Source organism: Bradyrhizobium algeriense (assembly GCF_003062295.1).
In the GTDB taxonomy this organism is placed as follows: Bacteria; Pseudomonadota; Alphaproteobacteria; order Rhizobiales; family Xanthobacteraceae; genus Bradyrhizobium; species Bradyrhizobium algeriense.
Genome location: NZ_PYCN01000032.1, coordinates 41,685 through 67,333, shown reverse-complemented (window position 1 = coordinate 67,333; position 25,649 = coordinate 41,685). Strand labels below are relative to the sequence as shown.

At 58.7% G+C, this 25,649-nt stretch carries 23 protein-coding genes and 3 pseudogenes; 14 read left to right on the top strand and 12 right to left on the bottom strand.

Annotation, left to right across the window (positions count from 1 at the left end; all coding sequences use genetic code 11):
- Positions 1-1,373 (top strand): ATP-binding protein (locus tag C7G61_RS45085; protein ID WP_476727212.1); only part of this gene is annotated, 1,373 nt, incomplete at its 5' end.
- 612 nt (positions 1,374-1,985) lie between these two features.
- Positions 1,986-2,450: a metallophosphoesterase family protein gene (locus C7G61_RS35530; protein ID WP_108522362.1), complete on the top strand. Its 465-nt coding sequence runs from the start codon at positions 1,986-1,988 to the stop codon at positions 2,448-2,450.
- Positions 2,451-2,711: 261 nt separating this feature from the next.
- Here the strand turns inward: C7G61_RS35530 and C7G61_RS35525 are convergent, their stop codons facing one another.
- A complete protein-coding gene (locus C7G61_RS35525) occupies positions 2,712-3,212 on the bottom strand; it encodes a DUF421 domain-containing protein (protein WP_108522361.1) in 501 nt (166 codons plus the stop codon).
- A gap of 315 nt (positions 3,213-3,527) precedes the next feature.
- Between C7G61_RS35525 and C7G61_RS35520 the strand changes: the two are divergent.
- The 4 genes and pseudogenes from C7G61_RS35520 to C7G61_RS35505 form a co-directional block, all read left to right on the top strand.
- Positions 3,528-3,938, top strand: a pseudogene (locus tag C7G61_RS35520) (type IV secretion system protein); the annotation flags it as partial.
- A gap of 266 nt (positions 3,939-4,204) precedes the next feature.
- Positions 4,205-5,275 (top strand): ROK family protein, encoded by a 1,071-nt coding sequence (locus tag C7G61_RS35515; RefSeq protein WP_108522360.1) that lies wholly within the window; start codon positions 4,205-4,207, stop codon positions 5,273-5,275.
- Positions 5,276-5,714: 439 nt separating this feature from the next.
- On the top strand, positions 5,715-6,572 hold the full coding sequence (locus tag C7G61_RS35510) for an SIR2 family NAD-dependent protein deacylase (protein WP_108522359.1): 858 nt from the start codon (positions 5,715-5,717) through the stop codon (positions 6,570-6,572).
- 328 nt (positions 6,573-6,900) lie between these two features.
- The gene (locus C7G61_RS35505; protein ID WP_108522358.1) at positions 6,901-7,566 is read left to right on the top strand and encodes a hypothetical protein; all 666 of its coding nucleotides are present in this window, start codon (positions 6,901-6,903) and stop codon (positions 7,564-7,566) included.
- Positions 7,567-7,848: 282 nt separating this feature from the next.
- Here C7G61_RS35505 and C7G61_RS35500 read toward each other — a convergent pair whose 3' ends face one another.
- Genes C7G61_RS35500 through C7G61_RS35490 form a run of 3 tightly spaced genes read right to left on the bottom strand, consistent with a single transcriptional unit; the run spans position 7,849 to position 10,160 of the window.
- A complete protein-coding gene (locus tag C7G61_RS35500) occupies positions 7,849-8,328 on the bottom strand; it encodes a DUF2269 family protein (protein ID WP_108522357.1) in 480 nt (159 codons plus the stop codon).
- Positions 8,328-9,599 carry an SDR family oxidoreductase gene (locus C7G61_RS35495; RefSeq protein WP_108522356.1) on the bottom strand — a complete coding sequence of 424 codons (1,272 nt, stop codon included), beginning with the start codon at positions 9,597-9,599 and terminating at the stop codon, positions 8,328-8,330. Before C7G61_RS35495 ends, C7G61_RS35500 begins: the two co-directional genes overlap by 1 nt.
- Before the next feature lie 3 nt (positions 9,600-9,602).
- Entirely contained in the window at positions 9,603-10,160 is a 558-nt protein-coding gene (locus C7G61_RS35490; protein WP_108522355.1) for a diguanylate cyclase, read from the bottom strand.
- Positions 10,161-10,721: 561 nt separating this feature from the next.
- On the opposite strand from C7G61_RS35490, the gene C7G61_RS35485 reads away from it, so the two are divergent.
- Positions 10,722-10,922, top strand: coding sequence for a hypothetical protein (locus C7G61_RS35485; RefSeq protein WP_108522354.1), 201 nt, complete (start codon positions 10,722-10,724; stop codon positions 10,920-10,922).
- 8 nt (positions 10,923-10,930) lie between these two features.
- Entirely contained in the window at positions 10,931-11,620 is a 690-nt protein-coding gene (locus C7G61_RS35480) for an HAD family hydrolase (protein ID WP_190242115.1), read from the top strand.
- Between the two features lie 182 nt (positions 11,621-11,802).
- On the opposite strand, the gene C7G61_RS45080 is transcribed toward C7G61_RS35480, so the two are convergent.
- On the bottom strand, positions 11,803-11,979 hold the full coding sequence (locus C7G61_RS45080) for a DUF3072 domain-containing protein (protein ID WP_190242114.1): 177 nt from the start codon (positions 11,977-11,979) through the stop codon (positions 11,803-11,805).
- Here C7G61_RS45080 and C7G61_RS35470 point away from each other — a divergent pair.
- Entirely contained in the window at positions 11,978-12,673 is a 696-nt protein-coding gene (locus tag C7G61_RS35470; protein ID WP_108522364.1) for an NUDIX hydrolase, read from the top strand. The two genes, C7G61_RS45080 and C7G61_RS35470, sit on opposite strands and share 2 nt — an antisense overlap.
- Before the next feature lie 37 nt (positions 12,674-12,710).
- Here C7G61_RS35470 and C7G61_RS35465 read toward each other — a convergent pair whose 3' ends face one another.
- Together C7G61_RS35465 and C7G61_RS35455 are read right to left on the bottom strand one after the other, a co-directional pair.
- Positions 12,711-14,315, bottom strand: coding sequence for an FAD-dependent oxidoreductase (locus tag C7G61_RS35465; RefSeq protein WP_108522351.1), 1,605 nt, complete (start codon positions 14,313-14,315; stop codon positions 12,711-12,713).
- Between the two features lie 446 nt (positions 14,316-14,761).
- Entirely contained in the window at positions 14,762-15,529 is a 768-nt protein-coding gene (locus C7G61_RS35455) for a DUF1236 domain-containing protein (RefSeq protein ID WP_108522350.1), read from the bottom strand.
- 167 nt (positions 15,530-15,696) lie between these two features.
- On the opposite strand from C7G61_RS35455, the gene C7G61_RS35450 reads away from it, so the two are divergent.
- The gene (locus C7G61_RS35450; protein WP_108522349.1) at positions 15,697-15,861 is read left to right on the top strand and encodes a DUF3309 family protein; all 165 of its coding nucleotides are present in this window, start codon (positions 15,697-15,699) and stop codon (positions 15,859-15,861) included.
- Positions 15,862-16,059: 198 nt separating this feature from the next.
- Here the strand turns inward: C7G61_RS35450 and C7G61_RS35445 are convergent, their stop codons facing one another.
- A complete protein-coding gene (locus C7G61_RS35445) occupies positions 16,060-16,260 on the bottom strand; it encodes a CsbD family protein (RefSeq protein ID WP_108522348.1) in 201 nt (66 codons plus the stop codon).
- A 1,929-nt stretch (positions 16,261-18,189) separates the two neighbouring features.
- On the opposite strand from C7G61_RS35445, the gene C7G61_RS35430 reads away from it, so the two are divergent.
- Positions 18,190-19,401 carry a glycosyltransferase gene (locus C7G61_RS35430; protein WP_338026161.1) on the top strand — a complete coding sequence of 404 codons (1,212 nt, stop codon included), beginning with the start codon at positions 18,190-18,192 and terminating at the stop codon, positions 19,399-19,401.
- Positions 19,402-19,431: 30 nt separating this feature from the next.
- Positions 19,432-20,535, top strand: coding sequence for a glycosyltransferase family 4 protein (locus tag C7G61_RS35425; protein WP_108522345.1), 1,104 nt, complete (start codon positions 19,432-19,434; stop codon positions 20,533-20,535).
- A 324-nt stretch (positions 20,536-20,859) separates the two neighbouring features.
- Here the strand turns inward: C7G61_RS35425 and C7G61_RS35420 are convergent, their stop codons facing one another.
- Positions 20,860-21,057 carry a hypothetical protein gene (locus C7G61_RS35420; protein WP_108522344.1) on the bottom strand — a complete coding sequence of 66 codons (198 nt, stop codon included), beginning with the start codon at positions 21,055-21,057 and terminating at the stop codon, positions 20,860-20,862.
- A gap of 368 nt (positions 21,058-21,425) precedes the next feature.
- On the opposite strand from C7G61_RS35420, the gene C7G61_RS35415 reads away from it, so the two are divergent.
- Entirely contained in the window at positions 21,426-21,662 is a 237-nt protein-coding gene (locus C7G61_RS35415; RefSeq protein ID WP_108522343.1) for a hypothetical protein, read from the top strand.
- A 281-nt stretch (positions 21,663-21,943) separates the two neighbouring features.
- On the opposite strand, the gene C7G61_RS35410 is transcribed toward C7G61_RS35415, so the two are convergent.
- From C7G61_RS35410 to C7G61_RS35400, 3 genes and pseudogenes are all read right to left on the bottom strand, one after another.
- A complete protein-coding gene (locus tag C7G61_RS35410; protein ID WP_108522342.1) occupies positions 21,944-23,407 on the bottom strand; it encodes a PAS domain S-box protein in 1,464 nt (487 codons plus the stop codon).
- A 32-nt stretch (positions 23,408-23,439) separates the two neighbouring features.
- Positions 23,440-24,018, bottom strand: coding sequence for an NAD(P)/FAD-dependent oxidoreductase (locus C7G61_RS35405; RefSeq protein WP_244608612.1), 579 nt, complete (start codon positions 24,016-24,018; stop codon positions 23,440-23,442).
- Between the two features lie 117 nt (positions 24,019-24,135).
- Positions 24,136-24,870: pseudogene (locus C7G61_RS35400) on the bottom strand (DUF72 domain-containing protein).
- 209 nt (positions 24,871-25,079) lie between these two features.
- Between C7G61_RS35400 and C7G61_RS35395 the strand changes: the two are divergent.
- Positions 25,080-25,595: pseudogene (locus C7G61_RS35395) on the top strand (YciE/YciF ferroxidase family protein).
- The last annotated feature ends 54 nt before the right edge of the window (positions 25,596-25,649 follow it).

Genomic DNA, 25,649 nt, shown 5'->3' with positions numbered 1-25,649 from the left:
TGGAGGATAGGCTGGCCACGACGGCGGGGGCGCAACCGGAAATTCTCGCTCACCACTTCGGGAATGCGGGTCTGATCGAAAAGGCGGTCTCCTATTGGCAGGAGGCGGGCGAGCGTTCCAAGGCGCGATCGGCGATGGCAGAAGCGATCAAGCAGATGCGGAAAGCGCTCGATCTCCTCTCCCAGCTGGCGGATACCCCCGAGCGCCAGCGCACTGAACTCGAACTTCAACTCGCGCTCGGTGGTGCGCTGATCGCCGCGACCGGCCATGCGACCGACCAGACTGGACATGCCTACGCGCGGGCGCGCCGTCTCTGCGAGTTGTTGAACGACACGCCGCACCTGCTCAAGGCGCTGTGGGGCGAGTTCGTGCATTACCATGTGCGCGCCGAAGTCAACCGATCGCATCGCGCCGCCAAGGAACTGCTCGACTTGGCCGGACAACAGAATGATACAGCCGCGCTGGTAGCAGGTCACCGGGCGGTCGGTGACAGCTGGCTCCATCGCGGACAATTGGACTCGGCACGCGCACATCTCGAGCGGGGGCTTGCGCTTTACGACCCGGCGCAGCAGCGCTCTCTGACAGTTCTCTTTGCGGAAAACGCCCGCGTGGCGATGCTCTCCTTCCTATCCTTGACGCTCGGACTTCTTGGCTTCGCCGAGCAGGCCCGATTGCGGAGCACGGAAGCCCTGGCGGAGGCGCGCGAGCTATCTCACCCGATCAGCCTCGCTTTCGCGCTGAGCGTCGCCTGTCGGCTGCATTTCGTGCTCGCGGAGCCGGGCATCGTCCTTCGACGGGCAGAAGAGCTGATCGCGCTGACCACGGAGCACGGCTTTGCTTTCTTCCTTGCGATGGGAACGAGCTATCGTGGCTGGACGCTGGTCGAGGCCGGCGACGCACAGGTGGGGATGGATTGGTTGCGACGCGGCATCGACGGGTTTCGAGCGTCCGGCGCGGCATGGATTCTTCCATTCTACCTCGCGCAGCTTGCGACAGCGCACGCGAAGATGGGGCAGCCCGAAGTCGGGCTCGGCCAGCTGTCGGAAGCTTTGGCTCTGACCGAGAAGTCGGGGGTTCGGTGGTTCGAAGCCGAACTGTATCGGCGCCGAGGCGAGCTGTTGCGGACCGCTCACCCGGGCGCCACGGCCGAAGCGGAGGCCTGCTTTCACCGCGCCATCACGATCGCGCGCCAGCAGGACGCAAAGCTCTGGGAACTCCGCGCCGCCGCCAGTCTAGCCCGACTCTGGCGCGACCAGGAAAGGCCCGATGAAGCACGCGGTCTCCTCGCGCCGGTCTACGGCTGGTTCACCGAGGGCTTCGAGACGCTCGACCTGCAGGAAGCCAAGGCGCTACTGGACGAACTAAGGGCGTAGAAATCACCGTGGAGGCGTGGACGCGACGTACCGCGATGGCACTGAAAGCACCTTCCTCGCTTTTCAGGCTTGGCGCGGAAAGCAAATCGCGGACAGTGCTAAACACGAGGTGCCGAAGACAAAACGGAAAGCATCGGAACCAAGGTCATCTCACAGGTCCGCTTAGCCCGCCAGAAGCGGCCGATTTGAGCAAGTGCCGCCATGCTTTTTGAGCTGCGTCGGCCGTTAGCCACCGGACTGAAGCAAAAACGGATCCACGGACTGCGCTAATCGGGCCGCCAATTGGGCGGGCCGTCGGCGTGGACTGCTTTTCGAGGGGCAGCGAGCCGACAGAATTGACCGCCAGCCCAGCACCCGCGACAAAAGCAGCTACCGCAATCGCAATGAGATACCTCATGGCAATGGTCCTTCGTCGGTCCCACCAACTAACTGGGCACCCGCAGAAATGGTTTCCAGAGCGCTTCCTGAATAGGAGGAAATGCTCATAAACAGACGAACGGCTGACAGGATTGCCGCCACTCTCCCGCCGAGCCTGCTTTGCGCTCGCGGAAAAGGTGCCGACTTCCGGTCCTGGCACCAAACGGACCAACTGGGCCGGTCTGATAATGTCCGTTGATCGGGGTAGACCGGAAGTGGTCGGCGGGGCGTCAAAGTCGCGTCGTTGTCACGACGGCTAAGGGAGCCAGGCCCAGCGGCTCGTATCGTAAACACGGCTGCGCTTTCGTCGGACTCCGCCGGATTGCGCCTGTGATTGCACTCAGAGGGAATGTCGATACCGATCACTGGGCGGAACGTTATCCCGACACCAAGATGGTAAGGCTCGGCGGGCGCTCGATCTACGTCCTGCACGATATCCATGAACTGCGGCTGGACCCTGTATCCTGCGGAGTTGACGTGGTCATTTCCGGCCACTCGCATCGGCCCCGGATCGAGACTATTCGCGGCGTGCTCTATCTTAATCCAGGAAGCGCCGGGCCTCGGCGTTTTAGCTTGCCCGTTACTCTGGCGATACTGGAGGTGACCAAAAGCGGCCTTCGGCCATTCATTCATCATCTTGGTTCTGCGAGCAGCGACTAACCCGCATCATGCATCAACGCGAATGCCAAAAACTGCATCCAAATTGAATCATTTGATACGACTGACATCAGCGCGACATTGGTCAGCGGCCGACGCGGCCGCGCGGAGTCCTCCTGCACGGGTCCACGCGCCTTTTGCTGGAATTCAGAGCCGGAAGCGTTTTCCAAATCTCGCTTCGTTCCGGCAGGTTGATGCCGGAAGCGAGATCGCGTTTTCCAAAAAAAATGAGATCTTTCAGGAGTCGCAAGGCTCTCCAATCCGTTATTGTCCAGCCGGACCTTCGCGCCTAAGTACGCTGATCCGTCCGTCGCCTTCGAGCTTTGCGAGCCTTACTTCAGCAATGTCCTCGACTTGCTGCTGCCGCAACAGAGATGTGAGTTCGTCGATCGACAGCATTTCCTTGCGCATTGACTCTTCGACAAACCGCCCGTCCTTTACAAGGGTCAGTGACGGAGGTCTGAAGACAGGCCTCAGGGCCGGAAACCGGTAAGTCAGCCAGTCGATGATGTATTCCCAAGCAACGATGGTTACGACCAGGACAAGACCTTCGGTCACGGACTGATATTCCTTGCCGAGCCCGTTCTGCGCCGCGTCTGCGATCAGCACGATCACCAGAAGATCCGCCGGTCCAAAATGCCCTGCCTGGCGGCGCGCCATGAAGCGCAGGATCATGAAAAGCCCTAGATACATGAGCGTACCCCGGACGACGATCTCGGCGATGCCGAGACTGGGAAAGAAGACGCCATTCCAATCGATCTGCATGACAAGGGCCCTCGCGTTTCCGTGCCAACGCGGCATGAAATAGCGGGGTTCCCGGCCGAGCCATCTGTAATCGGTACTAGCCTTCGTCGCACGATCACCAGGGCAAGATGCGGTCTTCTTCAACGGCAAAGTGACGCGCATCGACAGACAGGAGTTCCGGACTAGCTCGCCGCGAGCGCGCAGACAGGCAGCAAGGCAACAGGGAGAGCGTTCCAAATCACGCCAATGGCGGACAAGAAGGCGAGCAACCGTGTCGTGTTTTGCAAATATGCCGCACCCTATGCTCGCTCGGCCGACCGTCTAGGCGTTGCGCACATTTTCGAGAGCTTTGCCGATCTCGGCTTGAAAGCCTCAGGAACTGGATTGTCCTCGGCTGATTTTCTGCGCCCAGGGCGCATCGGGCAGGTCGGTATCGATGCGGGGAGGCCAATCCTGGACTCGATCTCGGGATTGATGGGCTATGTCAGCTTCTTCGAAAATTTCATCCAGATCGTGGTGTTGCTGTTCGCCTGGATGATCGTGCTGTTCGCCTTCTTCATCCTGGCAATCCAGCTCTTTGTGACCCTGATTGAATTCAAGCTGACGACGCTCGCGGGTTTCGTCCTGATCCCGTTTGGGCTATTCGGCAAGACGGCCTTCGCCGCCGAACGCGTGCTCGGCAACATCACCTCGTCTGGCGTCAAGGTCATGGTGCTAGCAGTCATTGTCGGCATCGGCTCGACGCTACGGCGGATGGACGAAAACAGTTCGCCACCTGCTTGGCCACGGTGCGATGGAGGTCTGGGGCGAAATTCCGCGCGACATCCAGGAAGCGCTTCGAGACCGCGATGAAGGGTTCAACAGGGAGCGGGAGAAGTTCGCGCGCCTGCTGCATGATCGTCACCCCGGACCGTGCACCTGGCGAAGCCTGCCTAAGAACGCGGGGAACCGCGGTGCGGGGCGCGTGTTGAATGCAAACCGACTAGTTGCCCGCGGCTTGTTCAAGGCTCAGCATGGCCGACGAAACGATTACGACCACTGGCATCGCGGCTCACGGCGCCTCCCGCCTCCCGTGGGTTGAGATTGACTGCTTCAACCTCGAACTGAAGGATGAGGAAGGATTCCTTGGGGACCGCGCCAGCAAGGGCGCCTTCCGGGAAACTCTCGAAGAGTGGCGGAAGCCGCTGCGCAAGTCTGGCGACGACCCGTTCGGGAGGGAGCTTTCCGAAAACATTACCAAGAAGGAACTCGACGCTATCCTGGTCGGCGACGACACCGAGGCGTCAGCGGTCGTGCACAGCGCCGTCGAGGACTTCGCGCAGGAGCTCGCCCACGTAACGCGCCGCTTTCTCAAGACCAAAGCCTGGGATAAGACCGAGCGCATCGTAGTGGGGGGCGGCTTTCGCGAAAGCCGGCTCGGCGAACTCGCCATCGCGCGCGCCGAAATTATCCTCAAGGCCGAGAACTTCAAGGTCGAGATGTTGCCGATCCGCCGTCCCCCGGACGACGCAGGCCTTATCGGCGCGCTACATCTCGCTCCTTCCTGGATTTTCGAAGCTCATGACTCCATCCTTGCTGTCGACATCGGAGGCACTAACATCCGCTGCGGCGTCGTGGAAACCCGTCGCAAAAAGGCGCCGGACCTCTCCAAGGCGTGCGTGTGGAAGTTCGAGCTGTGGCGTCATGCCGACGACGAGCCGACCCGTGAGAACGCAGTTAAGCGCCTCGTCAAGATGCTCCAAGATCTGATCGCGAAGGCGGAAGACGAGGGATTCAAGCTCGCGCCGTTCATCGGCGTCGCATGCCCAGGCGTCATCGAAAGCGACGGCTCGATCAAAAAGGGTGCGCAGAACCTGCCGGGCAACTGGGAGAGCAGCAAGTTCAATCTGCCGGCAAGTCTTGTCGGAGCGATCCCCCGGATCGGCGAGCACGACACAGCCGTCGTCATGCACAACGATGGCGTCGTGCAGGGGCTCTCCGAGGTCCCGTTCATGCGGGACGTGAAGCGTTGGGGCGTACTGACGATCGGCACCGGCCTGGGCAACGCCCGCTTCACCAACCGCAACGGCAAGGACGAATGCTGAGGCTATCGGGCGGTAGCGAGATTCTGCACGATTTCAGTCTGAAGCGCTCGCATCGTAGGACGCCGGGGCTCAATCGAAAGTGCGACAGATCTCAACCGAGATGAGATGGTGAGCTCCATTAAATTGTCGTGGATCACGCACACAGCGCTGGCCGAGTTCTATGCTTTCTTCGCTACGAGCTCAGTGATGGGATCGTTTCGCGGCCGCTAACTGGAACCAACAACACGGAGCAGTGTTTTCTGGTTCTAATCACCGGCGAGCGCAAGGTAGAAGCCGCATGAAGAAGCTGTAGATGAAGATGTCTGCTTATCTCTCTCTACTTCGTCATCGCCCGCGAGCTTGCGAAGCCGCAAGTTAGGAGCTTCCGCGCTTCAGGCCTACCGCCCCGGCAAAGCTCGCTGCGAATCCCGAACGGAGTAACCCTGACCTGTTGAAACGGATGAGAACTTCAAAAGCAAGTGCGGCACAGCAAAAGTCGTCTTCCAGGGACGTCTTGGCAGATGCCATCAAGCGCCGTCACGCGATTCTGTTCGTTGGCGCGGGCGTCTCGATGGCCGTGGGGTTGCCTTCTTGGCAGAACTTCGTCGATCACCTGCTGAAAGAGCTCGACCTCAGTCCCGACGTAATCGATGGAATGAACGACGGTTATCAGATGCTGGCTGAATTTTATCGCCTGAAGCAGGGCGGAATGGGTCCTTTAAGAAGTTGGCTGGATCGAAACTGGAAGGTCGCTGCGGATCGCGTCGCCGAGTCGAAGCTTCATAAACTCATCGTCGAGCTCGACTTTCCGACCATTTATACCACCAACTATGACCGCAATCTCGAAACGGCGTTCGAAGTTCACAAGAAGCATTACGCAAAGATCGCGAACGCGAAGCAGATGGCGGATGCTGCGGATGGCGTGACGCATATCGTCAAGTATCATGGCGACTTCGACGACGATGCGTCGCTGGTTCTTACTGAGACCGATTTTCTCAATCGATTGTCCTTCGACTCCCCCTTGGATATCAAGTTTCGCGCGGACGCCTTGGCTCGCACCATCCTGTTCATCGGATACAGCATGTCCGACCCCAACATTCGGCTGCTTCTGCACGGCATTTGGCAGACTTGGGAAAGATCAGGCCACCGGGATCATCGCCCGCGCTCGTTTGTGTTCATGCCTTCATCGAACCCCGTGCAACAGGCGATGCTCGCACGCTGGGGAATTACGCTGCTGACGCCCGAGCGCGGAGCGTGCGCAGATGATGCGCTAACGGCCTTCCTTGCAGATCTCCGAGCAAGAATCCATCCTTCTTGACGGCGTATAGCCTGGGCACCACCACGAACCGCTCACTACTGTCGAACGGAATATCGTGCCGCTGTCTGCAAGGGTCTCGGCGTTCTGGGCCTTATGCCCCGCATTCAGTCCATCCGGCACAGGAGCCGTCGGACACCTATCCTGACCACCGGCTTCCGCCGCTGCAGCTAACGCCAGAACAACGCGAGCAGCAGGATGACGGGAAGGGGAATGCCCAAGAGCCACAGCAGGGCGCCTCTGCCAAACGTCATTGTCAACTCCTGTTATAGGTCCCTCTTAGAATTCTAACGGAGAAGAGCGTCGGCAGTTCCTGACAGGGAACGGAAGCTTGAACACCGCGTTGGGCACCAAAGTGTTGCTGAACGGAGGAGAATTCGTCATGGCCCCGTTTACAGTGCCTAACGCCTTTTTCGGCTGGACATGGTCGGCCGTCCTCGCCGGTGTTTTTGCTTCACTCGTTATCCAGATCCTGTTGACGATGCTTGGTTTCGGCATCGGTCTGCTCGCGATTGACGTTCCGACCGCTCAATCCGCGCCTGCGGGCGCAGGCTGGGCCGCCTTCGTGTGGTGGGCTGTATCAGGAATCATCGCCGCCTTTATCGGCGGCGCGGTCGCGGCGGCCAATTCGCCCGATCAAACCGGCCTCGGGCGAGTGGGACAGGCCTTGGCCGCTTGGTCGGTCGCCACCGTGGTTGTCGTAGCGGCAGCGGCGCTGATCCCGACGTCCACCACCAGTGTCGCCAGCAACCTTGTCGGCCCGTCATACGCGGCCAGCGTCCGGGTTGCGGCCTTGTCGGGTGTTCCGAACCGCGAAACGGTCGGCTCGGCTGTCCGATCTCCGACGCAATCGCAAATTGAAGAGGCACGCAAACATTTCGCGTATGTGATGTTTGCAAGCTTCTGCGCGCTGCTGCTCGGCGCAGGTGCTGCGTACGCTGCCGGAATGGCGACCACAAGTCAGGCCGTCAAGGAAGCGGCACGACCAGTTACGTAGGGAGTTGGGGTCGCAGAATTTCTTTAACCGGTACGGTCATTCCATCTCGAATGGCTGGGCTGGTGCCGATCTTCGCTCTTTGCGCGGTATGCTGACGCCCAAATAAAGCGGCTCAGTTGGCTAAGTGCATAACTTCCGCTTAACTGCCATGATAATTCGTCGAGCTTTAGTCGTGGCCGGTCTCAAGAGTTAAACGGCCGGGTTCGCAGCACACGACGTCTTTGTCTCCCATCCAAAACGTCACGCCGGTCGGACCGTACGTGAGCACGAACCAAACAAAGATTAGTCCCAATAGGGGATGGCAGGACGGGCGATCATGAGCCAGTAGATGATCACTACGGCGGCGAACGCGGGAAAGCCGAAGGCGAACCACCAACGGAAAAGACGCGTATACTCGTAGGGTAGCGGTGAGTTTGACTCGACGGCGCGGATGGCAAGATCCCGCATGCGCATCTGCATCCACACCACCGGCAACCAGAAAGCGCCAGTCACAATATAGAGCAGAATGGAAGCTGCGATCCATCCATCCCCGAGAGAATAGCCGCTCAACCATGCGAGCCAGACCCCTGTAATTGGCTGAAGAACAATGGCGGTCGCGGTAAACAGGAAATCAGCCAGTACCACCGTCCGCGCAACGCCGGCCACTTCACGCGCCTCGCCGCGCAGATGCGCCACAAGCAGAAAGAAGGCGATGCCGGCGCCAGTGCCGAGGAGGATGGCGGCGCCAATGACGTGCACCGTCTTGAGGAGGAAGTAAAACATCACCGGTCTTCCCGGATCGCCATCGCCACCAAATTGAGCATCAGCACCGGCCAGATCTTGAGCATGGGACCGAGCGGGTCGCTCCACAATCGCGGTACCAGGGCCGTCCCTATCACGATGTAAGCTAACGAGATGATGAACGCGGCCCACAAGCCATAACGGCTTAACGGTCGCGAAAGGATAGCCACACCAATGACGATATCCGCAAGGGCGCCTGCGATAACAGTGAGAGCGGCAAAATTTCCTTCCAGCCCGCCTTCCTGAAGCAGCGACATGCCGATGTCCCAGCCCGGACCGAGCGAAATGATGCCGGTGACGATCCAGAACAGGCCGAAGACGCCAAATATCAGCGGTTTCAGCGCGTAGAGCCTTGCAAACCAGCGCTCCTGCACTGACGCGGGCTCGCTCGCGAGCGCGGCTGCAACTTCGCGCGGCGCGATTCCCGTCATGCGTTGCCAAGGTTCAGGGTCGCCAGTGGCCCCGCGCCGCATTTCGGCTTGTGCCGTCGTGTTGACGGGAGTTCGCCAGCCGAATATCTGGGCGAGATCTCCCATTAGGTAAAAGGACGAAGCAGCCCACGAAGGCAGCTTCAAAGGGCGAGCGGGCCGCCATCGCAGCCAGCGGCGGAAGAGGGCGACGGCATCGCTGAAAGTCATCTGCCGCGGCCCCGCCAAATCCAGCGCGACGCGCGAAGGCGCGTCGGGTCTCAAGAAAAAGACAATGGTTTCGACAACGTCGTCTAGCTGCACCGGTTGAATGGGTGCCGTATCAGGCATGACCGGCAGAATCGGTAACGACGCAAGCCCACGCAACAAGGCGCTGCCTCCGTAGGCCGCTCTGCCAATCACGACCGACGGGCGAAGAATAATCCAATTGAGATTGCGTGATGTAAGGGCCGCTTCGCCATCCCGCTTGGTGCGCGAAAAGACGCTTTGGGCATCCTGTACGCCAATGGCGGAAAGAAGGATGACGCGGCGGACCCGTTCCGATTCGCAAGCGGCGTAAAGCGCGTCACTGCCGGCGATGTGCACGCCCGGCATATCCTGCCCCTGCAGCGCCCCCGCCGCATTGATAACGGCGTCAATTCCTTTGAGAATTGGCTTCCAGTTGTCAGAGTTCGTCGTCCGCGCAATGTCAAGGGCGACGTGACGGGCTCCGCTCAGCCCCGTGTGCGAACGGGACACCAATACGCATTCGTGCCCTTCGGCGGAAAGCCGTGCGTGGATAGCAGATCCAATAAAACCCGTTCCGCCAACAATCAGGAGGCGCATGGGCTATTCCTGTGCTGGCTGGTCCCGGTGACGCAGACCTCGGATCAACTCCTCCATGTAGGGCAAAACCTCCAGGACCGCGGTCAAGACCAGCATCGTTACGATGTAAGTTACAGGTAGCGGTTGCTGCTTCAGCGTGAATGAGAAATCCGGCATGCCAAAACCGAACAATGCAGCAAAAGCCGGCCAGTGAAGAGCGATAACCAGCAGCAAACCCGTCAGAGGAAGCATTTCGAGAACGCTATGGATGTGCTGTTCCGCCGGCGCGATCTCGCGCATTGCCGATGCGTAGCGGACATCCCAAATGGCAGTCGCTTCATGAAGTATTAGAAACACGATCATAACCAGAATCACGCCCGATGTAATTTCAAGGAAAAGCGCGGCCAGCACCGGAAGAGCCATTTCGCCGAACTGAAGAAGGTGCAGGACCGATTCCCTCCATCCGCTTGTCTTTTCGATATGGCCGGCGCGATGACAGAGATAATCGGCAAAGCCGGCGGCCAGCCAAAGCGGCAGGACGAAATACATCAACATTCCCCGCAGGACCTCGTCGGGCCCCATGTCAAACCTCCTTTGAAACGTATCTGGACGGATAAATCGGCAGCCGCCACAAACGTTCCTCTGGCGGAACTAATTTGGAGCTCGTCCGAACTAGGCGGAGGTCATCTCCGAGTCTCTCGCCCTGCGGGACCGCCTCGAATCCATACCAGGCGATCGCTCGTGCAACATTAGGTCGCGAGCAGTGGTTCTCGCCGTGGTCGAATTGAAATTCGCAACCGTTGGTTTCGGCCCTCTTGACGGGCACCGTAACCGGGTCGTTTCGAGGCCGCGCTCGCTGCATTGGCGAAAGTGGAAGGAAACGCGCTATGCAACTTACGAGTACGAGCAGCCGTTGGTCCCCACGCTGGAGAGTGCAGGCAGTCTTGCTGGGTCGACCTTGCGCATATGATGATAGGTTTCGGCATCAGCCTTGTTCTGGGCGCTGCCTTTCGAGGTACGGTTGGTGTTCCATCCGCCTCGGTCATCAATCGACTATTGCGATTCCACTGCGATGTCGACAATCGCAGGGATCGCGGATTACTGAAAACCCAAAATCGTCTAACGCCAGGTTGGAGGTTGGCCTTGACCGAGCAATCGATGTTTTGCGAGCTTGGCCGTGAATTCGCCGCGGGAGCCTTGATCCTGCGGCAGGTTCGCCTGAACCGGAAGATCCAAAGCGACAAAAGACGCATCAGATCGAAGCACGATTGCTTTGCCATTTGTCTAGGAACCGTTTCGACCGCGCAGCTTTATCATCCAGGGCGCTTGCGGCGTAAGGTATGAGAGGCCGTATGCTGTTTTCAGGCTACATATTCGATGTGGAAGGCACGCTAGTCGACTGTGTGCGCCAGAATTTGCTGAGCCTGCAGGAGTCGTTGGCCAATTTCGGCGCAACGGTACCTTATGAAATTTTGCAACTCTATTCTGGACTGGACGGCGACGAGACGCTTCAGCTCATTGCGCCCGCTATGAGCGCTGAAGAGCGCAAAAGGGTGCTTGAAGCCAAGGAGAAAATTTACGACGGCAAATATCTGGCAATGGCAAAGCCCGTCGCGGGCGTGCGTCATGTATTTGAGGCGATAGCCAAAGCTGGCGGACGAATTGCGCTGGCTACGGATTGCAAGGGCCCAGAACTCAAACATTACCGATCGCTTCTGGATGTCGACGACCTCATCTCCTGTGTGGCGTGTGGGGACGATGTCGAGCATGGCAAGCCAGACCCTCGGCTGGTGCAGTTGGCGGTTCGAAGGTTAGGTGTCTCGGTCGAGCAGGCTATCATGATTGGCGATACTCCATATGATGCCGAGGCCGCGAGGTCAGCCGGTGTGGCAGCCGCCGGTCTCCTTACTGGCGGATTCGCCAAGGAAGCGCTGCTGGAGGCTGGATGCTCCATCGTTGCAGACGATCTCCCCGAGCTTCTAACGAGTCTGGAAAGTATGCGCGATGAAGGTTCTTTGGACCGCTCAGGAAACCCAGCTTGAATTTCTATGAGCAGGCATCTGATGACTTACTGTTTCGCAGCGTCGCGTGGGTTTCTCCCCATCCGGATGGGCCTCAGCGGGAGCGAACTGAGACCATCTCGCGCTGAACCGTGCCGGGGCGGCAGGCACTTGACACGAACTTGCAGGGCCGGGCTTGGTTCCTAAGCCGAGCAAGGTGCGACTTAGATCTTGGATCGATGCTCGGCAGCCTTGTGACGAAGTTCGTCGATCATTTGTTGCGCGCCCGTGCGCGTGAGTAACTCGCCGGACTTATCGGGAACGTCCGCTTCGTCGCAGAGGCGCTTGAGTTCCTTGCGCTGAGCTTCGGTCATTGGATCGATATGGGCATTCAATGCCATGGCGATGGTCTCCTTGCTCCCGAGCCAACGCGAGCAGCGTCGGCTCGTTCCGGTACCGCCTGGATCGAAACCTGCTCGTCGGCGTTTATTGGCCATGAGAACGGTCGGCGAAAGAGTGCATATCCGAAAAATCGAGACGCTTGTGCAAAGCAAAAAAGGCAAGCTGATGAGCGTCAGTTATACCCAGCGCAGGCGCGATGGCGAACATCAGCAGCGCAAGCGCGAGATTTACGATAGTGGAAATTCTGCTGTCGTTCTTCCCTATGATCCGGCTCGCAAGACGGTATTGCTGACCCAGCAATTGAGGCTGCCCATATTCCTTCAAGATGGACAGGAGAACGTGCTGGAAGCCTGCGCCGGGAAACTTGACGGTGCCACAGCTGAAGAGCGAATCCGGAAAGAGATTGAAGAGGAGCTTGGTTATGGAATTGTCGAGGTCGAACGATTGTTCGAACTCCACGTCAGTCCTGCATCGATCATGGAGAAGAGTTTCTTCTTCACTTGCTCCTATTCGCCCGCACAAAGAGTTTCCGGAGGCGGCGGAATCAAGGAGGAGGGGGAAGATATCGAGGTGGTCGAGACGACCCTGGAGAACGCTGCGAACATGGTTGCGACTGGCGAGATCATCGATGCAAAAACGGTCGTGCTCATTCAGTATCTGAGCGCCCGCGTGCGGGTCCCGAGGAGCGTATAGCACAACGTCGGGTGGGTGGATTGTCTACCCCTTGGATCTAGGTGAGGCGATTGAGACTACCGAACGGATTGAGGTTCCCAGGTTCGCTCTGCAGCTTTTCGTCACCGCGTTGTTCCGGCCTGATGCTTACCTCAGCCAACGGGCCGATGGCGGGAGCGTTGAGCGGTGTTCCATCGATGGCGAAGTGAGATCCGTGGCAGGGGCAATCCCAGCAGGTCTCGAAGGAATTCCAGTGCAGGTGGCAGCCCACATGCGTACAGGCTGCGGATCGGACGTACATCGCGCCGGAAGGGTCACGATAGGCTGCGATCTTGCTCGTACCCTGCCGGATGATGGCGCCGTGTCCGGCTTTCAGGTCGCTGACATCGGCCAGCTCGCCCGGCGCGAGATACTCGGCGAAGTTCTTCACGGCAGTTACATTCTCCCTCAGGAATTTGCCGATCGCGGCGGGCGTCTTGCGCGAAGGCTCATACACGTCGGCCCATTTGGTTTCCCGCCCCAGGATCAGTGCTGAGTTGATCATGGCGCCCACCACGCCGTGCGTCATGCCTTGGCCAGAATCGCCGGTATGTTCGTAGATTTTGTTGCTTCCCGGATTTCTGCCGATGAAGCCAGCGTAGTCGATGGTATCGAGGACCTGTCCCGACCAGCGATGGGTGACATTTTGCGCGGCTGGAATGAGATTGCGCGTCCAGGTTTCGAGGGCCTGAAAGCGGACCTCGGCGTCATCGGCTTCGCCGCTCTTGTGATCGCCACCGCCTGCGATGAGGAAATCGGTTCGATCATCACCGGGCTGCAGCCGTACATAGTGGTAGGGATCCAGCGTGTCCCAATAGAGGGCATCCGGGATAGCTCCCTTCCTGATCGAAAACGCCATCGCGTAGGTGCGATAGGGAGCCATTTTGGTATGCAGGGCGAATCGATCGACGATCGGAGCGTTTGTAGCCACGACCGCACCCTGGGCAGTTACTGTACCGCCGCTGGCCGTCACAATAACCTTGCTGTCATGCTCCTCGACCCGTTCGACGACTGTGTCACAGTGGAAGCTGCCACCCTTTGCCTCGACGGCCGCGACAAGACCCCTGAGATACTTCAGAGGATGAAACGTGCCTTGGCGCGGATAGCGCAGTACGTGCTGCTGCGCGCAATGGGCGAGGGGAATGCCGACCAGCCTATGGACGGGCGCGCCGACCTTGCGGACCGCATCCAATTCATCCTCGATGATCTTCGCATCGGTGTCGCGCGCCTGAAACAGATAACCGTCCAGGCGCCGGAAATCGCACTCGATGGATTCCCGCTGCTGGATTTCCTCGATGCGATCCACCGCTGCGGCCTGACTCTCGTAGAACAGGCGGGATATGTCCTCCCCGCGCAGGCCGATCATCGCGGACATCAGATCATCGCAGAGCGGCGCCAGATGCGCAGTGGTGCGCGCCGTTATGCCGCCCGCGATCTTCCCACGATCGAGCACGATGACGCGCGAACCTCCGAGGGCGAGTTCATAGGCCGTAGAAATCCCGGCAATACCCGCGCCAATGATTACAACATCGCATTCCTTGCCGCCCTGCAGCGGTGTCGCGTTGGGGGCGACCGCAATGTCCATCCAAAGCGATTGGCTACGCCGATCGATGAAAGGATCCATCCTAAAGCCCGATCAGTCGACAAATGATTTCTGGAGGTCAAACGGCCGATCGGGTGACTGGTTCCTATTAGTTCCGTCGTCATCGGGCCCGGCCCGTAATCTCGCTCAAGCGTCTGGCATCGACCGGCGTCCACTTCTCTGGTCGTTGACGAAATAGACGAACACGTCGCAGCCCTGCCGCTTCCAGGGCCTGACGCGGCGAGCTCATTCCGAAAGGGTTCGCGGACAATAGTGGCCCCGTGGAGCCATCGTAACGGGCGCTTCAACGGGAATCGCCTTGGAGCTTGCCAAGTGCAGCGTCCAGAACAATTTCAATCTGTTGATCGCAACGGATGAACCTCCGATCGAAGCCGCGGGGGCCGGCATACGGGGTTTTGAGCAGGCATGCCCCCATGCGAAAGGCGGGCATTTCTGCCCGCCCTGAATTCGCAGTTAACCGTCGGAATTTAGGCCTCCAGAACCGCCACGATCTCGTAGGTGTTCGGATCCACGATCACGATCTGCTCCTTGACGAGGATGTACTTGTACCTGCGCCATTCCGGATAGATCGTCACCACGCGCTCCGGCAGCGTGTGGAAGGTCACGTCGCGCGGTACCTTGGTGCCGACCGAGATCGAGAAGTTCACGTTCGTCGCCGGTTGAACGCGGGTCTCCTTGATCGCGCTGGTGATCTGGGTGCGCTGCTCGGTCGAGAGCTTCCCGGCCGCGCCGGCCTGGCCCGTCGTGGTCGTATCTTGGCCCGCGGCTCCGCCCTGCGTCTGAGTCTGCATACGGTCTTCCTTGCCCTGGGCCTTCTGGTCCTTCTGAGGCGTAGTCTGCTCGCGGCCTTGTGTCGTGCTCTGATCACGCTGCTGCGTCGTGCTCTGATCACGGCCTTGGTCGCGTTGGGTCGTGCCCTGGCCGGTCGTCTTCTCACGATCACCCTTTTGTTCGGCCTTCATGCCGCCGCGGTCCTCCTTGCCCTCGGCTTTCATGCCCTTGTCTTCGCGGCCTTCCGCCTTCATGTCCTTGCCGCCCTTCTGGTCTTCGGTGCGCTGGCTCTTTTCAGCGCCCATCGACTTCTGCTCGGACTTTTGTTCTGTCGCGCCACCCTGCTGGGTTGCGGCACCGCCCGACGGCGATTCACGGCCCATCCCGGTACCCTGCGCATTGGCGAAACCGCTTCCAGCGATCAGAGCCGCCGCGGCGACCGAGATCAAAAAACGTTTAGTCATAGAATCCTCTCCTCACAGTTTGCATTGCCCTCGGCGATTAACGAAAAGGAGATTATGACGTTCCTTGGGTGCGTCCCTATGCTCGAATCCCTCTCTCATGTTTGAAACAAAAGTTCCAGCCTTGGCTTATCTCTCCAGTCTGGCGCACATGCGAGATGGAGAGAGTCATGTCGATCAGTACGATCATCCTGATTATTTTGGTGATTGCCTTGTTGGGTGGCTTTAGTGGCATTGGCGGCGGCCCATTTTATGGGACCGGCTACTACGGCGGCGGTGGACTGGGCCTCGTAATTGTTATCCTGCTGATTTTGATTCTGCTGGGCAGAATCTGAATCGTTTCGGGCAAGCTGTTGCAGTTTACCGGCACAGACAGGTTTTGTCCGGGTTAGCACCATCGAGGACCGCTGCGGTCGTTCCTGGCGCATACTTTTGTCCGGCCGCCAAATCCGGTCGCAGCAAAAACCGCCTCGCAGAGGGGCAAGGCGGTTTAAGGACACCGAGCGAGTTTGCGTTTGTTCTAAACGTGAGGTTCAGGGCAATGTCGAAAACCAATCATCAACGTCCTTACGGGCTTGATCCTTGGCGTAGCCGTAGCGCTTTTGCAGCCGACCTTCGAGCTCATCGCGCCGGCCGTTGATGGCGGTCAGGTCATCGTCCGTCAGTTTGGCCCAGTTCTGTTTGACCTTGCCCTTGACCTCGTTCCAATTCCCTTCGATTCGGTTCCAGTCCATGATGAATCCTCCGGCTTACGTGAATCCGCAACGCTTAGAGCAGCGTCTCGTTCCTACTCGTCGCAGCCGCGGTGTGGCGTGCAATCGGGAAATGGGTGCGTCCGGTGAAGAACAGTTTAGGGCGGACGAAAAGAAGCCCTGAATTCAGCACAGAGCTTTCAGAACTCCGAACTAGCGCGCGCGAGTACATCCAGCCCCTATATGCGCAGCGGGCGGAACGACGCTGTGGCGGACCGCTCAATCTTCTCAAATATTTCGCCCTGCAGTGCAGTGCGAACAGGCGTCTGGGAACGATTCTCCGTTCCAGGCGTCGATCTTCCGCGTTGCCGTGGAGAACTCAGATGATAGGCGAAGATATCGATGGCCCAAACAAGCTCGACCAGGCCAAGGAGGCTGTTCAGGCGGCTACCCAGACGGTCAAGGAAACCACTCAGTCCGTCGCCGATGCCGTCGAAGCAGGCCGGCACCCAGGTGCACCTCTCGACCGCTTGGCGCGTTGGGCTCAAGAAGCGCCCCTACACGCAGTTACTATAGCGTTCTTGGTCGGTGTTCTGGTCGGGCGCAGATAAATAGCCAATGCATTTCGAACGTTCTGCCCGGGGTCGGATTTCCCCGCAGGGGACGATCCTCACTCACACGCTTGCACGAGCGGCCGGTACGCTCGCGCCATCCGGTGCGCTGAGAAGAACTCTTCGAAACGTTGGCGCACTTTCTTCTATCCAATCGCGCGAGACGATGAAGCCGGTGAGCTGCCTAATTCGTACGGCAACTCGCGAGCGAAGGCTCACCTACTAATGGATTGCATCGCCAAGAGCAGCGTCGCTGAAAGCAGCGACGAGAGGGCGAGCAACGTCCAATCCGGTCTCGCGCTTCCTGCTGCTATCTGTCCGAGCAGTAGTTCTATCCGCCTTATCATTCGTCCTTAGGAAGCCGGTCAAGATAGGCGAGTCCAGAACACGTAAGTTCTTCAGTCTCGCTTTGGCTGGCTTCCATCCTCCCTTGCAAATGGCGCTCCAGTAGGCATCGTCGACCGTCCGTAACGTCGACGTCGCGATGCGTCGCGAGATAGACGGTCCAAGCCGTGTCGACCGCCTTTCGAAGAACTTCATCGACCATCCTCCAACTCCAGCAAGTGTGACCACTGGGAACCCTCGGCGTGCTGCGGCATCGCCGCGCGCATCTTGGACCACTGCCGCGTGCCATGCAGCGAGTCAAGTCGGAAAGCCGGATGCCGGAAATCGGCACGTCCGATTTGACAGCAACTCGCGTTGTCTTTGGAAGTTTCCCATTTTTCCCGGAGCGTCCGAGGTTCGACAGCAACAGATTTCGCACGTTGGAACCTGTCGGGGCGGCGCTCGCACGCTCCGGGATCGACTGAAAACAAACGTTCAGGGTAGCCCGCAGAATTTAGCTAAAGGACTTGCCCGTCGATGGCTGCGGGAAAATCCTCTCCTCTTCTGCTCGTTCTCGCCGTCCAATTCGGAAGCGCGGTGGCAATGGCTTCGATCAAGTCGCACCCAATCGCATTTGAGCACGCGCATTGTTTCGCCGAACGGCAATGCACCCCACGGCGGAGCTCGATTTGGTCGGGTCACAGCTCAATCGCCACAGTAGCTGAAAGCGCCAAAGTATCAGGCGACCCGGATCAATACGTTTCGAGCAACTCCATTACTCGTCCAATAAGCACGATGAACAAATGTTCATTTAGTTCAACTTCTCGACCGACCTTCAGCCGGAGAAACTTTCTTGGCGCTTTCGGACTTATTGCATGGGAAAAACTGGAAGAAGCGTCCTGGAGGGGCGCTGATCAACTTTTCTGTGCCGTTGCAAGTTTGCGGAGTTTGTAAAACCCCGACGAGGCCGCGCTCCCGCGCTCGAGAACTTTAAGGGCGACCCTTCGATGTCTATGCTCAGCTCCGCCGTTCAACGATCCACCCTCGGGCTTCATACGCTCGAACAGTACGAACCGCTGATCGGCAGTGCGACAGTCGAGCGCATAGCCGCCAAGGCCGAGCGGATGCGCACGATGCGCGTCGCCATGTCAGTTCGACGTTCTATGGCGGAGGCGTCACCGAACTGCTCACGCCGCTCACCCTGATGATGAACGCAACGGGCATCGAAACCGACTGGCATTTGATTCAGGGAACGCCGGGCTTCTTTGGCTGCACGAAGAAGCTTCACAATACGCTGCAAGGCGAGAGCGTCGACTTTTCGGACGCTGAAAAGACGATCTACGAACAGGTCGTATTCGAAAACGCCACGCGGCTGCATCTTGAGGATTGCGACGCGATCGTCGTGCACGATCCGCAACCTCTGCCGCTGATCACGCATTTTTCCGATCTGGAGATGCCCTGGTTCTGGCAATGTCACGTCGACCTTTCGTCGCCGCACGGCCAGGTATGGACTTATCTGCGCAAATTCATCGAGCAGTATAAAGCAGCCATCTTCTCGCTACCGGAATACGGCCAGGATCTTCAGGTCGACCAGCAGTTCGTCACCCCGGCGATCGATCCGTTCTCTGCGAAGAACCGGGAGCTATCGGACCGGGAGACACGGGAATTCCTCAGCAACTACAAAATTCCGACCGATCGTCCATTGGTGACCCAGATTTCCAGGTTCGATCGATGGAAGGACCCGATGGGCGTGATCGACGCCTTCCGAAAGGCGAGAGAGCAGATCGACTGTAGGCTGGTGCTCGTCGGCAACAACGCCTCCGACGATCCGGAAGGCAGCAATATTCTCGAGACGATCGAGCGCGTTGCCGACGAAGACATCATTGTTCTTGCAGTCGATGATCCAACGCTGGTGAACGCGCTGCAGCGCTCGGCCGCGGTCGTCCTGCAGAAGTCGCTCCGCGAAGGTTTTGGTCTCACGGTCACCGAGGCGATGTGGAAGGGCGCCGCCATCATCGGCGGCGACGTGGGAGGCATCCGGCGCCAGATCAAGGATGGATGGAACGGATTTCTGGTGAGCACGCCCGATCAGGCGGCGGCAAGAATGGTCCAGCTCCTGAAGGAACCCGAGCTCCGGAAGCAGGTCGGCTTGCGGGCAAAGGAAAGCGTCCGACAGAACTTTCTGATGAGCCGGCTATTAGAGGATTGGCTCGACCTGCTGTCCAAGTACGACCGACCGGTGATCTGACGGTGGGTTTCATCTCGATGGTGAAAGCCGATGCGAATTGCCCAGGTAGCACCTCTGGTCGAAAGCGTGCCTCCCAAGCTTTACGGCGGCACTGAGCGGGTGGTGGCGTGGCTGGTCGACGAGCTGGTGAGCCTTGGGCATGAGGTGACGCTGTTTGCCAGCGGGGATTCGAATACCACTGCCAAGCTTCATGCCGTTTGGCCGCGGGCGCTTCGCCTTGGTCGGCCGAGGACGGATCCGATGGTGGCGCAGGCAGCCCTGCTGGAGGCGGTGGCGCGGCACGCGACGGAGTTCGATATCATCCACGCCCATATTGATTGGCTGCACCTGCCGCTCCTAAGCCGGCTTGGCGTGCCGTTTCTCACCACCTGCCACGGGCGCATGGACTTGCCGGGCTTTGCAAACGTGGTCCGCTGCTTTCCCGATGCGCCGTTCGTCTCGATATCGGATAACCAGCGCGCACCCTTGAGCGAGGCCAACTGGATCGGCACCATTTATCATGGCTTGCCGGCCGACCTGTTCGAGCCGTCCTTCGAAGCGGGCTCCTACCTCGCCTTCCTCGGCCGGCTTACAGCGGAGAAAGGACCGGAAGCCGCCATCCGGATCGCGCGCGCTGCCAAGATGCCGCTTCGTATCGCTGCAAAAGTGCCACGGGGCGAAACGAGCTATTTCAAAGAACAGCTCGAGTCGCAGATCGGCGGTAAACAGGTCCAGCTCACCGGGGAGGTCAATGATGAAGCGAAGCGGCAGTTTCTGGCGGGCGCTGCAGCACTGTTGTTTCCGATCGATTGGCCGGAACCGTTCGGCCTCGTCATGATCGAGGCCATGGCGTGCGGCACGCCCGTCATCGCGTTCAAGTCCGGCTCGGTGTCGGAGGTCATCGACGACGGCATCACCGGCTTTGTCGTATCCGACAAGGCAGAAGCCGTTGAAGCGATCGGAAGGCTTTCCGAGCTCGATCGACGTCAGGTGCGAATGCAATTCGAGAAAAGGTTTACCGCAAGACGAATGGCACAGGAGTATCTCCGCCGCTACAAGACATTGATTCATCCCGATGTGAGCGAAGTTCATCCCGGCATCAGGCCCGCCTTGTCTAAAGGTTCATCTGGCGCTTGCTCAGATCGCGTACGTTGAAGTGACTTATGATGGTGGAAACTGCAATCACCATCACCAACCCGACCAATCCCATCAGGCCCGCCATCAGCATGTCTTTGCACCATGCGTAAAGTTGGAGCGTCAACAACTCACTTCAGATTTGCCGGCTTTTCCCGCAGCGGCACGTTGGCCGCAGGTGGTGGGCAATAGTTCAAAAGCCTAAACAGCGCCTTGGCTTCGAGTTCTTCCTTGGCATGTCTGCAGGCTTTAAAATCTTCAAGGATAGAATTCAAAAATCTCTTCGACGGCTTTGCTCATCGGAATCCACTCACGCCGCGATATTCTGGCATGGTGCTGCGCTGCTTATTCCGGTTGCTTTAGCCCCGGAGACGATAGCCAATCGTTGATACGCAATGCGGTGTCGGCCTGCCGGGCTTTTCTCAGGAGCTCTTCTCGCTCCTTTCCGTGCGGCATTTTCTTGGCTTCTTCGCGTAGGCGTTCGGCTTCCTGCGCAAGTCGATCAGGGAACGACAGGGTTTGTTTAAAACGGCGTCGCTGCATGGCGCTGCTCCATTTCCATGGAAGGCGGGACCGGCGTTCTCATCACCACTTGCTGTCCCGCGAGCGAAGAGGTCCACAATCGATCCGCTTAACCTTCACGAGCGTGAGCCCGATGGACTTGTGGCATTTCGGGCAGATGGGGGGCTTTGAGGCATTCATCGCACAGGCGCACCGGACATTTTCGGCAACCGTGTTGGAAAGTGTATTCCTCGGAATGGGGGCTGTAAATCACTAAGTTATTGATATTATTGGACTTTTACTAATTTGTGGATTTTTTGGTTGTTGAAGGAACTTGGTTTGACTGAGTGAATTGAGTAATTTGCTAATTTCGCGTTGAACACTGAAAATGCTCTGCGTGGAGGGACGCCATGAACGATCTCCGTGGTGAGCGATTGCAGATCATGCTTTCGCCGGAAGAACTATCGGTGATTGACGACTTCAGATTTCAGCATCGTATGCCGACCCGAGCCGCGGCCGTTCGCGAGTTGCTTAAACTGGGCCTCGCGTCGACTGCGACCGCTGGCAATGGCATGAAATCCAGCAGCTATGGCGTGTTCAGTCGCGGACCTACCGGTCATCTGGATAGCGACGCCACCGGCGAGTAGCGCGCCCCAGTGAGGGTTCGTTGTGCCATGTCTATGTCCGCGTTGGGTCCAGAAGGCGACCTCCAGCATGCGGGCGGTAGTGGTACAACGCGGACAGGAATCCGTATGCCCGCTGCGCGCGAGACTGACCAACGGGTGCCTTCCTCAGATGTTGAGATTTGGTGCCCAGGAAAGGATAGGATCACCACCGCCGTGCGAGGTTGATTTTGCTAGGCTTTTGAGCCGTCCGGTGATTTCTTGTATATCGTCCACAACTTGATTTCGCCAGAATGACTTGAGCGCTAGCGATGCGCCACTATGCGGTCCTTTGGAAAAGAAAGGTCTATTGTCAGGCCTGCGGGGTTCCAATCCCACGCGATCCCGCCCCCAAATTGGCTCTGCACCGTTGCACGGGAGAGTAGCGTACCAAAGCCCTCTACCTCTGCTTGACGACCAACCGGTGGTCCTCCGCGTTCCGTCCACGTTAGCACGAATTGGTCAGTGTTTTCGGAGCACGCGATATTGATGGAGCCACTTTGGCTCGAAAGTGCCCCGTACTTTGTGGCGTTGGTTGCAAACTCGTGCAATAGCAACGCAAAACCGGTCACCACGTCGCCCGCGATTGGAATGTCGGGTCCGCTGATCGTGACACGCGCCCCGCCTTTGTCGGTGCTGCCATCATAAGGCGAGAGAATCGTCCCAATCAACGTATGCAGCAGCGTTGAGTGTTGCATTCGATGAGTGCCATCGGCAGTCAGCTTCAACGTTAGGTCGTTGGCTTTCGCGAGGGACAACAAGCGGTCTCGCACCACAGTAGCGAGTTCTTCCGCTGTTTTCGCTGATCGGGCACTCATCGTGACCACGCCGCCAGCGACAGCAAAGAGGTTCTTGATGCGATGGTCCATCTCTCGGAAGATTAGCCGCTGCTGCTCCTCTGCTCGCTTTCGAAATGAAATATCGCGGGCTATTTTCGAAGCGCCGACGATCTTGCCGTCCTTGTCTCTGATCGGGGAGATCGTCAGCGAAATGTCGATGGTGCGGCCATCCTTGCGTTGGCGAACGCTTTCGTAGTGCTCGACGCGCTCACCGCGCCGGATGCGGGCAAGAATGGTCGGCTCCTCGTCGTGACGGTCGGGAGGGATTAGCATCATGACCGACTTCCCAATCGCCTCTTTAGCGCTATAGCCAAACAGCCGCTCCGCGCCCTGATTCCAGCTTGTGATGATGCTATTGAGGTCCTTCGAAACGACCGCGTCGTCGGATGATTCGATGATCGCGGCGATGGCTCGATAGCGCGCCTCACTCTCTCGAAGCCGCTGTTCAGCCTCCCGGCGCTCGGTGATGTCGACCAGCATGTTGACAGCGCCAATCAAAGCCCGTGAAGCATCGAACAGGGGCGTTGGATACGGAATGAACGGTACGCGCGTGCCGTCCGGCCGTTCGGCGACCGCTTCCATGCCTCGGATAGGACGCCGCTCCTTGAGCGCCAGCGCCATCGGACATTCGGCGTGCGGGAGGGAAGTGCCGTCCGGCCAATAGAGCTTCCATGATCCGCAAAACTCGGCAGTCCCTAGCGTCGGTCGGCATCCCCACAATTGCGCCGCCGCTTCATTGTAGAAGGTGATACGGCCGGCGGCGTCCGTCATATAGAGCGCTACCGGCAGTGCCTGCAAGAGTTCGTCGGATCCCCACGCCCCTTGATCTACGTTCGGCTTCTGCAGGGAGACCAGCAGCGATTCGATGTCGTCTTGTTCGGCGATACTCATCACACCCTCACGGCTGGAAAAACCTAACTTGCCTAAGCTGTGTCACAGTGGAAGCTGCCATCCTTTGTCTCGATGGCCGCGACAAGACCCCTGAGATATTTCAGAGGATGAAACGTGCCTTGGCGCGGATAGCATAATACGTGCCGCTGGGCGCAATGGGCGAGGGGAACGCCGACCAGTCGACGGACAGGCGCGCCGACCTTGCGGACCGCATCCAATTCATCCTCAATGATCTTCGCATCGGTGTCGCGCGCCTGAAACAGAAAACCGTCCAGGCGCCGGAAATCGCAGTCGATGGATTCCCACTGCTGGATTTCCTCGATGCGATCCACCGCTGCGGCCTGGCTCTCGTAGAACAGGCGGGATGTGTCCTCGCCGCGCAGGCCGATCATCGCGGACGTCAGATCATCGTAGAGCGGCGCCAGATGCGCAGTGGTGCGCGCCGTTATGCCGCCCGCGATCTTCCCACGATCGAGCACGATGACGCGCGAACCTCCGAGGGCGAGTTCATAGGCCGTAGAAATTCCGGCAATACCCGCGCCAATGATTACAACATCGCATTCTTTGCCGCCCTGGAGCCGTGTCGCGTTTGGGGCAACCGCAATGTCCATCCAAAGCGATTGGCTACGCCGATCGATGAAAGGATCCATTCTAAAAACCCGATCAGTCGACAATGACCATGAGTATCAAACGGCCGATCGGGTGACTGGTTCCTATTAGTTCCGCCGTCATCGGGCCCGGCCCGTAATCTCGCTCAAGCGTCTGGCATCGGCCGGCGCCCCGCTGCTCTGGTCGTTGTCGAAATAGACGAACACGTCGCAGCCTTGCCGCATCCAGGACCCGACGCGGCGAGCCCATTCCGAAAGGGTTCGCGGACTATAGTGGCCCTTGTAACGGCCCGTGGGCCGTGCCAGCGTCACATAGACGAAGTCCGCCGTGCGCGTCCAAGGCGCCGGCGCGTCATGATGGTCGGAAATGCATAGCGAGATGGCTTGCTGCCGGAGCAATCGCGATATCTCTGGTGAATACCAGCTTGGATGGCGGAACTCGAAACTGTAGCGGCGTTTTCTTCGAAAGAAGCTTGAAGAAGGAAGTGAGTCGGTCGGCCTCAGCCCTAAAGTTGGGCGGAAGCTGAAACAAGATCGGCCCGACTTTCTTGCCGAGTAGGGACAGGCGCTCTTCCAGCAGTTCAAGGCTGTTGACCGAATTGTCGGAATGCCGTTTCCAATGCGTGATGAATTTGGATGCCTTCCAGGCAAAAACCAAATCGCGCCCGGTCTGATCACGCCAGCTCACCACCGCCTTCGGAGTGGGTATTCTGCAAAACACGCCGTTGAGCTCAGTCGTCGAAAACTGGCTGCTGTAATAAGCAACTGCTCCTTGAGGGGCAGGCCATTCGGGAAGAACGACCCGCGCCAGGAATCGTAGTGCCAGCCCGATGTACCGATCAGAAACCGCGCCATGAGGTCACGGCTTCAAGACGACCTCGATGCAGCCGCCCTACCGTGCCATGCCGGTGCTTTCATCGTCAGGATCCTCCGCGTCGTTGATGAGAAAGACCTGGAAGCACGAGTTGTTCCTATCGCTCGGGCAAACGACGAGGAAGCGGCGCCGCTTAGGAACAACGGTCCCGGCAACAACGTTAAGCGCGCATCCAATCAAGGAGGATGCCATGGGACTATTCACAGAAGACATCAAGACAATGGACGACCTGTTCCTGCACGGCCTGCAGGATATTTATTATGCAGAGCAACAGATCACGAAGGCGTTGCCGAAGATGATCGATAAGGCGGCCAACCGCGATCTCGTCGCGGGCCTCAAGGCGCATCTGGAAGAGACCAACAAGCAGATCGAGCGGCTGGACAAGGTGTTTCTGAAGCTCGAGCAGCAGCCTCGCGGCACCCAATGCCCGGCCATCGATGGTCTGATTACGGAAGCCGATGAATTGACCGGCGAGGTAGCCGACAAGGCCGTGCTCGATGCGGCGATCGTCGCCGGCGCGCAGGCCGTCGAACACTACGAGATTTGCCGCTACGGCACGCTGATTGCCTAGGCCGAAAAGCTCGGTCATGACGAGGTGGTTCGCTTCCTGACTACCAACCTCAACGAGGAAAAGGCTGCGAACACGAAGCTCAATACCATCGCGCTTCGGAAGGGCGTCAACACCAAGGCATCGAACGCTGCCTGACCCGGAACTGGCAGCCAAGGCTCCGGCGAGAAACGGGGCCTTGGCAATGCCTAT

Excerpts from the sequence above, each read along its gene's own strand:
- C7G61_RS35455 (WP_108522350.1), bottom strand. The coding sequence starts at position 15,529 with ATGACTAAACGTTTTTTGATCTCGGTCGCCGCGGCGGCTCTGATCGCT.
- C7G61_RS35405 (WP_244608612.1), bottom strand. The coding sequence starts at position 24,018 with ATGGACATTGCGGTTGCCCCAAACGCGACACGGCTCCAGGGCGGCAAA.
- C7G61_RS35420 (WP_108522344.1), bottom strand. The coding sequence starts at position 21,057 with ATGCAGCGACGCCGTTTTAAACAAACCCTGTCGTTCCCTGATCGACTT.
- C7G61_RS35495 (WP_108522356.1), bottom strand. The coding sequence starts at position 9,599 with ATGCGCCTCCTGATTGTTGGCGGAACGGGTTTTATTGGATCTGCTATC.
- C7G61_RS35525 (WP_108522361.1), bottom strand. The coding sequence starts at position 3,212 with ATGCAGATCGATTGGAATGGCGTCTTCTTTCCCAGTCTCGGCATCGCC.
- C7G61_RS35480 (WP_190242115.1), top strand. The coding sequence starts at position 10,931 with ATGCTGTTTTCAGGCTACATATTCGATGTGGAAGGCACGCTAGTCGAC.
- C7G61_RS35470 (WP_108522364.1), top strand. The coding sequence starts at position 11,978 with ATGGCGATGGTCTCCTTGCTCCCGAGCCAACGCGAGCAGCGTCGGCTC.
- C7G61_RS35465 (WP_108522351.1), bottom strand. The coding sequence starts at position 14,315 with ATGGATCCTTTCATCGATCGGCGTAGCCAATCGCTTTGGATGGACATT.
- C7G61_RS35415 (WP_108522343.1), top strand. The coding sequence starts at position 21,426 with ATGAACGATCTCCGTGGTGAGCGATTGCAGATCATGCTTTCGCCGGAA.
- C7G61_RS35510 (WP_108522359.1), top strand. The coding sequence starts at position 5,715 with ATGAGAACTTCAAAAGCAAGTGCGGCACAGCAAAAGTCGTCTTCCAGG.
- C7G61_RS35410 (WP_108522342.1), bottom strand. The coding sequence starts at position 23,407 with ATGAGTATCGCCGAACAAGACGACATCGAATCGCTGCTGGTCTCCCTG.
- C7G61_RS35500 (WP_108522357.1), bottom strand. The coding sequence starts at position 8,328 with ATGTTTTACTTCCTCCTCAAGACGGTGCACGTCATTGGCGCCGCCATC.
- C7G61_RS35445 (WP_108522348.1), bottom strand. The coding sequence starts at position 16,260 with ATGGACTGGAACCGAATCGAAGGGAATTGGAACGAGGTCAAGGGCAAG.
- C7G61_RS35425 (WP_108522345.1), top strand. The coding sequence starts at position 19,432 with ATGCGAATTGCCCAGGTAGCACCTCTGGTCGAAAGCGTGCCTCCCAAG.
- C7G61_RS45080 (WP_190242114.1), bottom strand. The coding sequence starts at position 11,979 with ATGGCATTGAATGCCCATATCGATCCAATGACCGAAGCTCAGCGCAAG.
- C7G61_RS35490 (WP_108522355.1), bottom strand. The coding sequence starts at position 10,160 with ATGGGGCCCGACGAGGTCCTGCGGGGAATGTTGATGTATTTCGTCCTG.
- C7G61_RS35515 (WP_108522360.1), top strand. The coding sequence starts at position 4,205 with ATGGCCGACGAAACGATTACGACCACTGGCATCGCGGCTCACGGCGCC.
- C7G61_RS35450 (WP_108522349.1), top strand. The coding sequence starts at position 15,697 with ATGTCGATCAGTACGATCATCCTGATTATTTTGGTGATTGCCTTGTTG.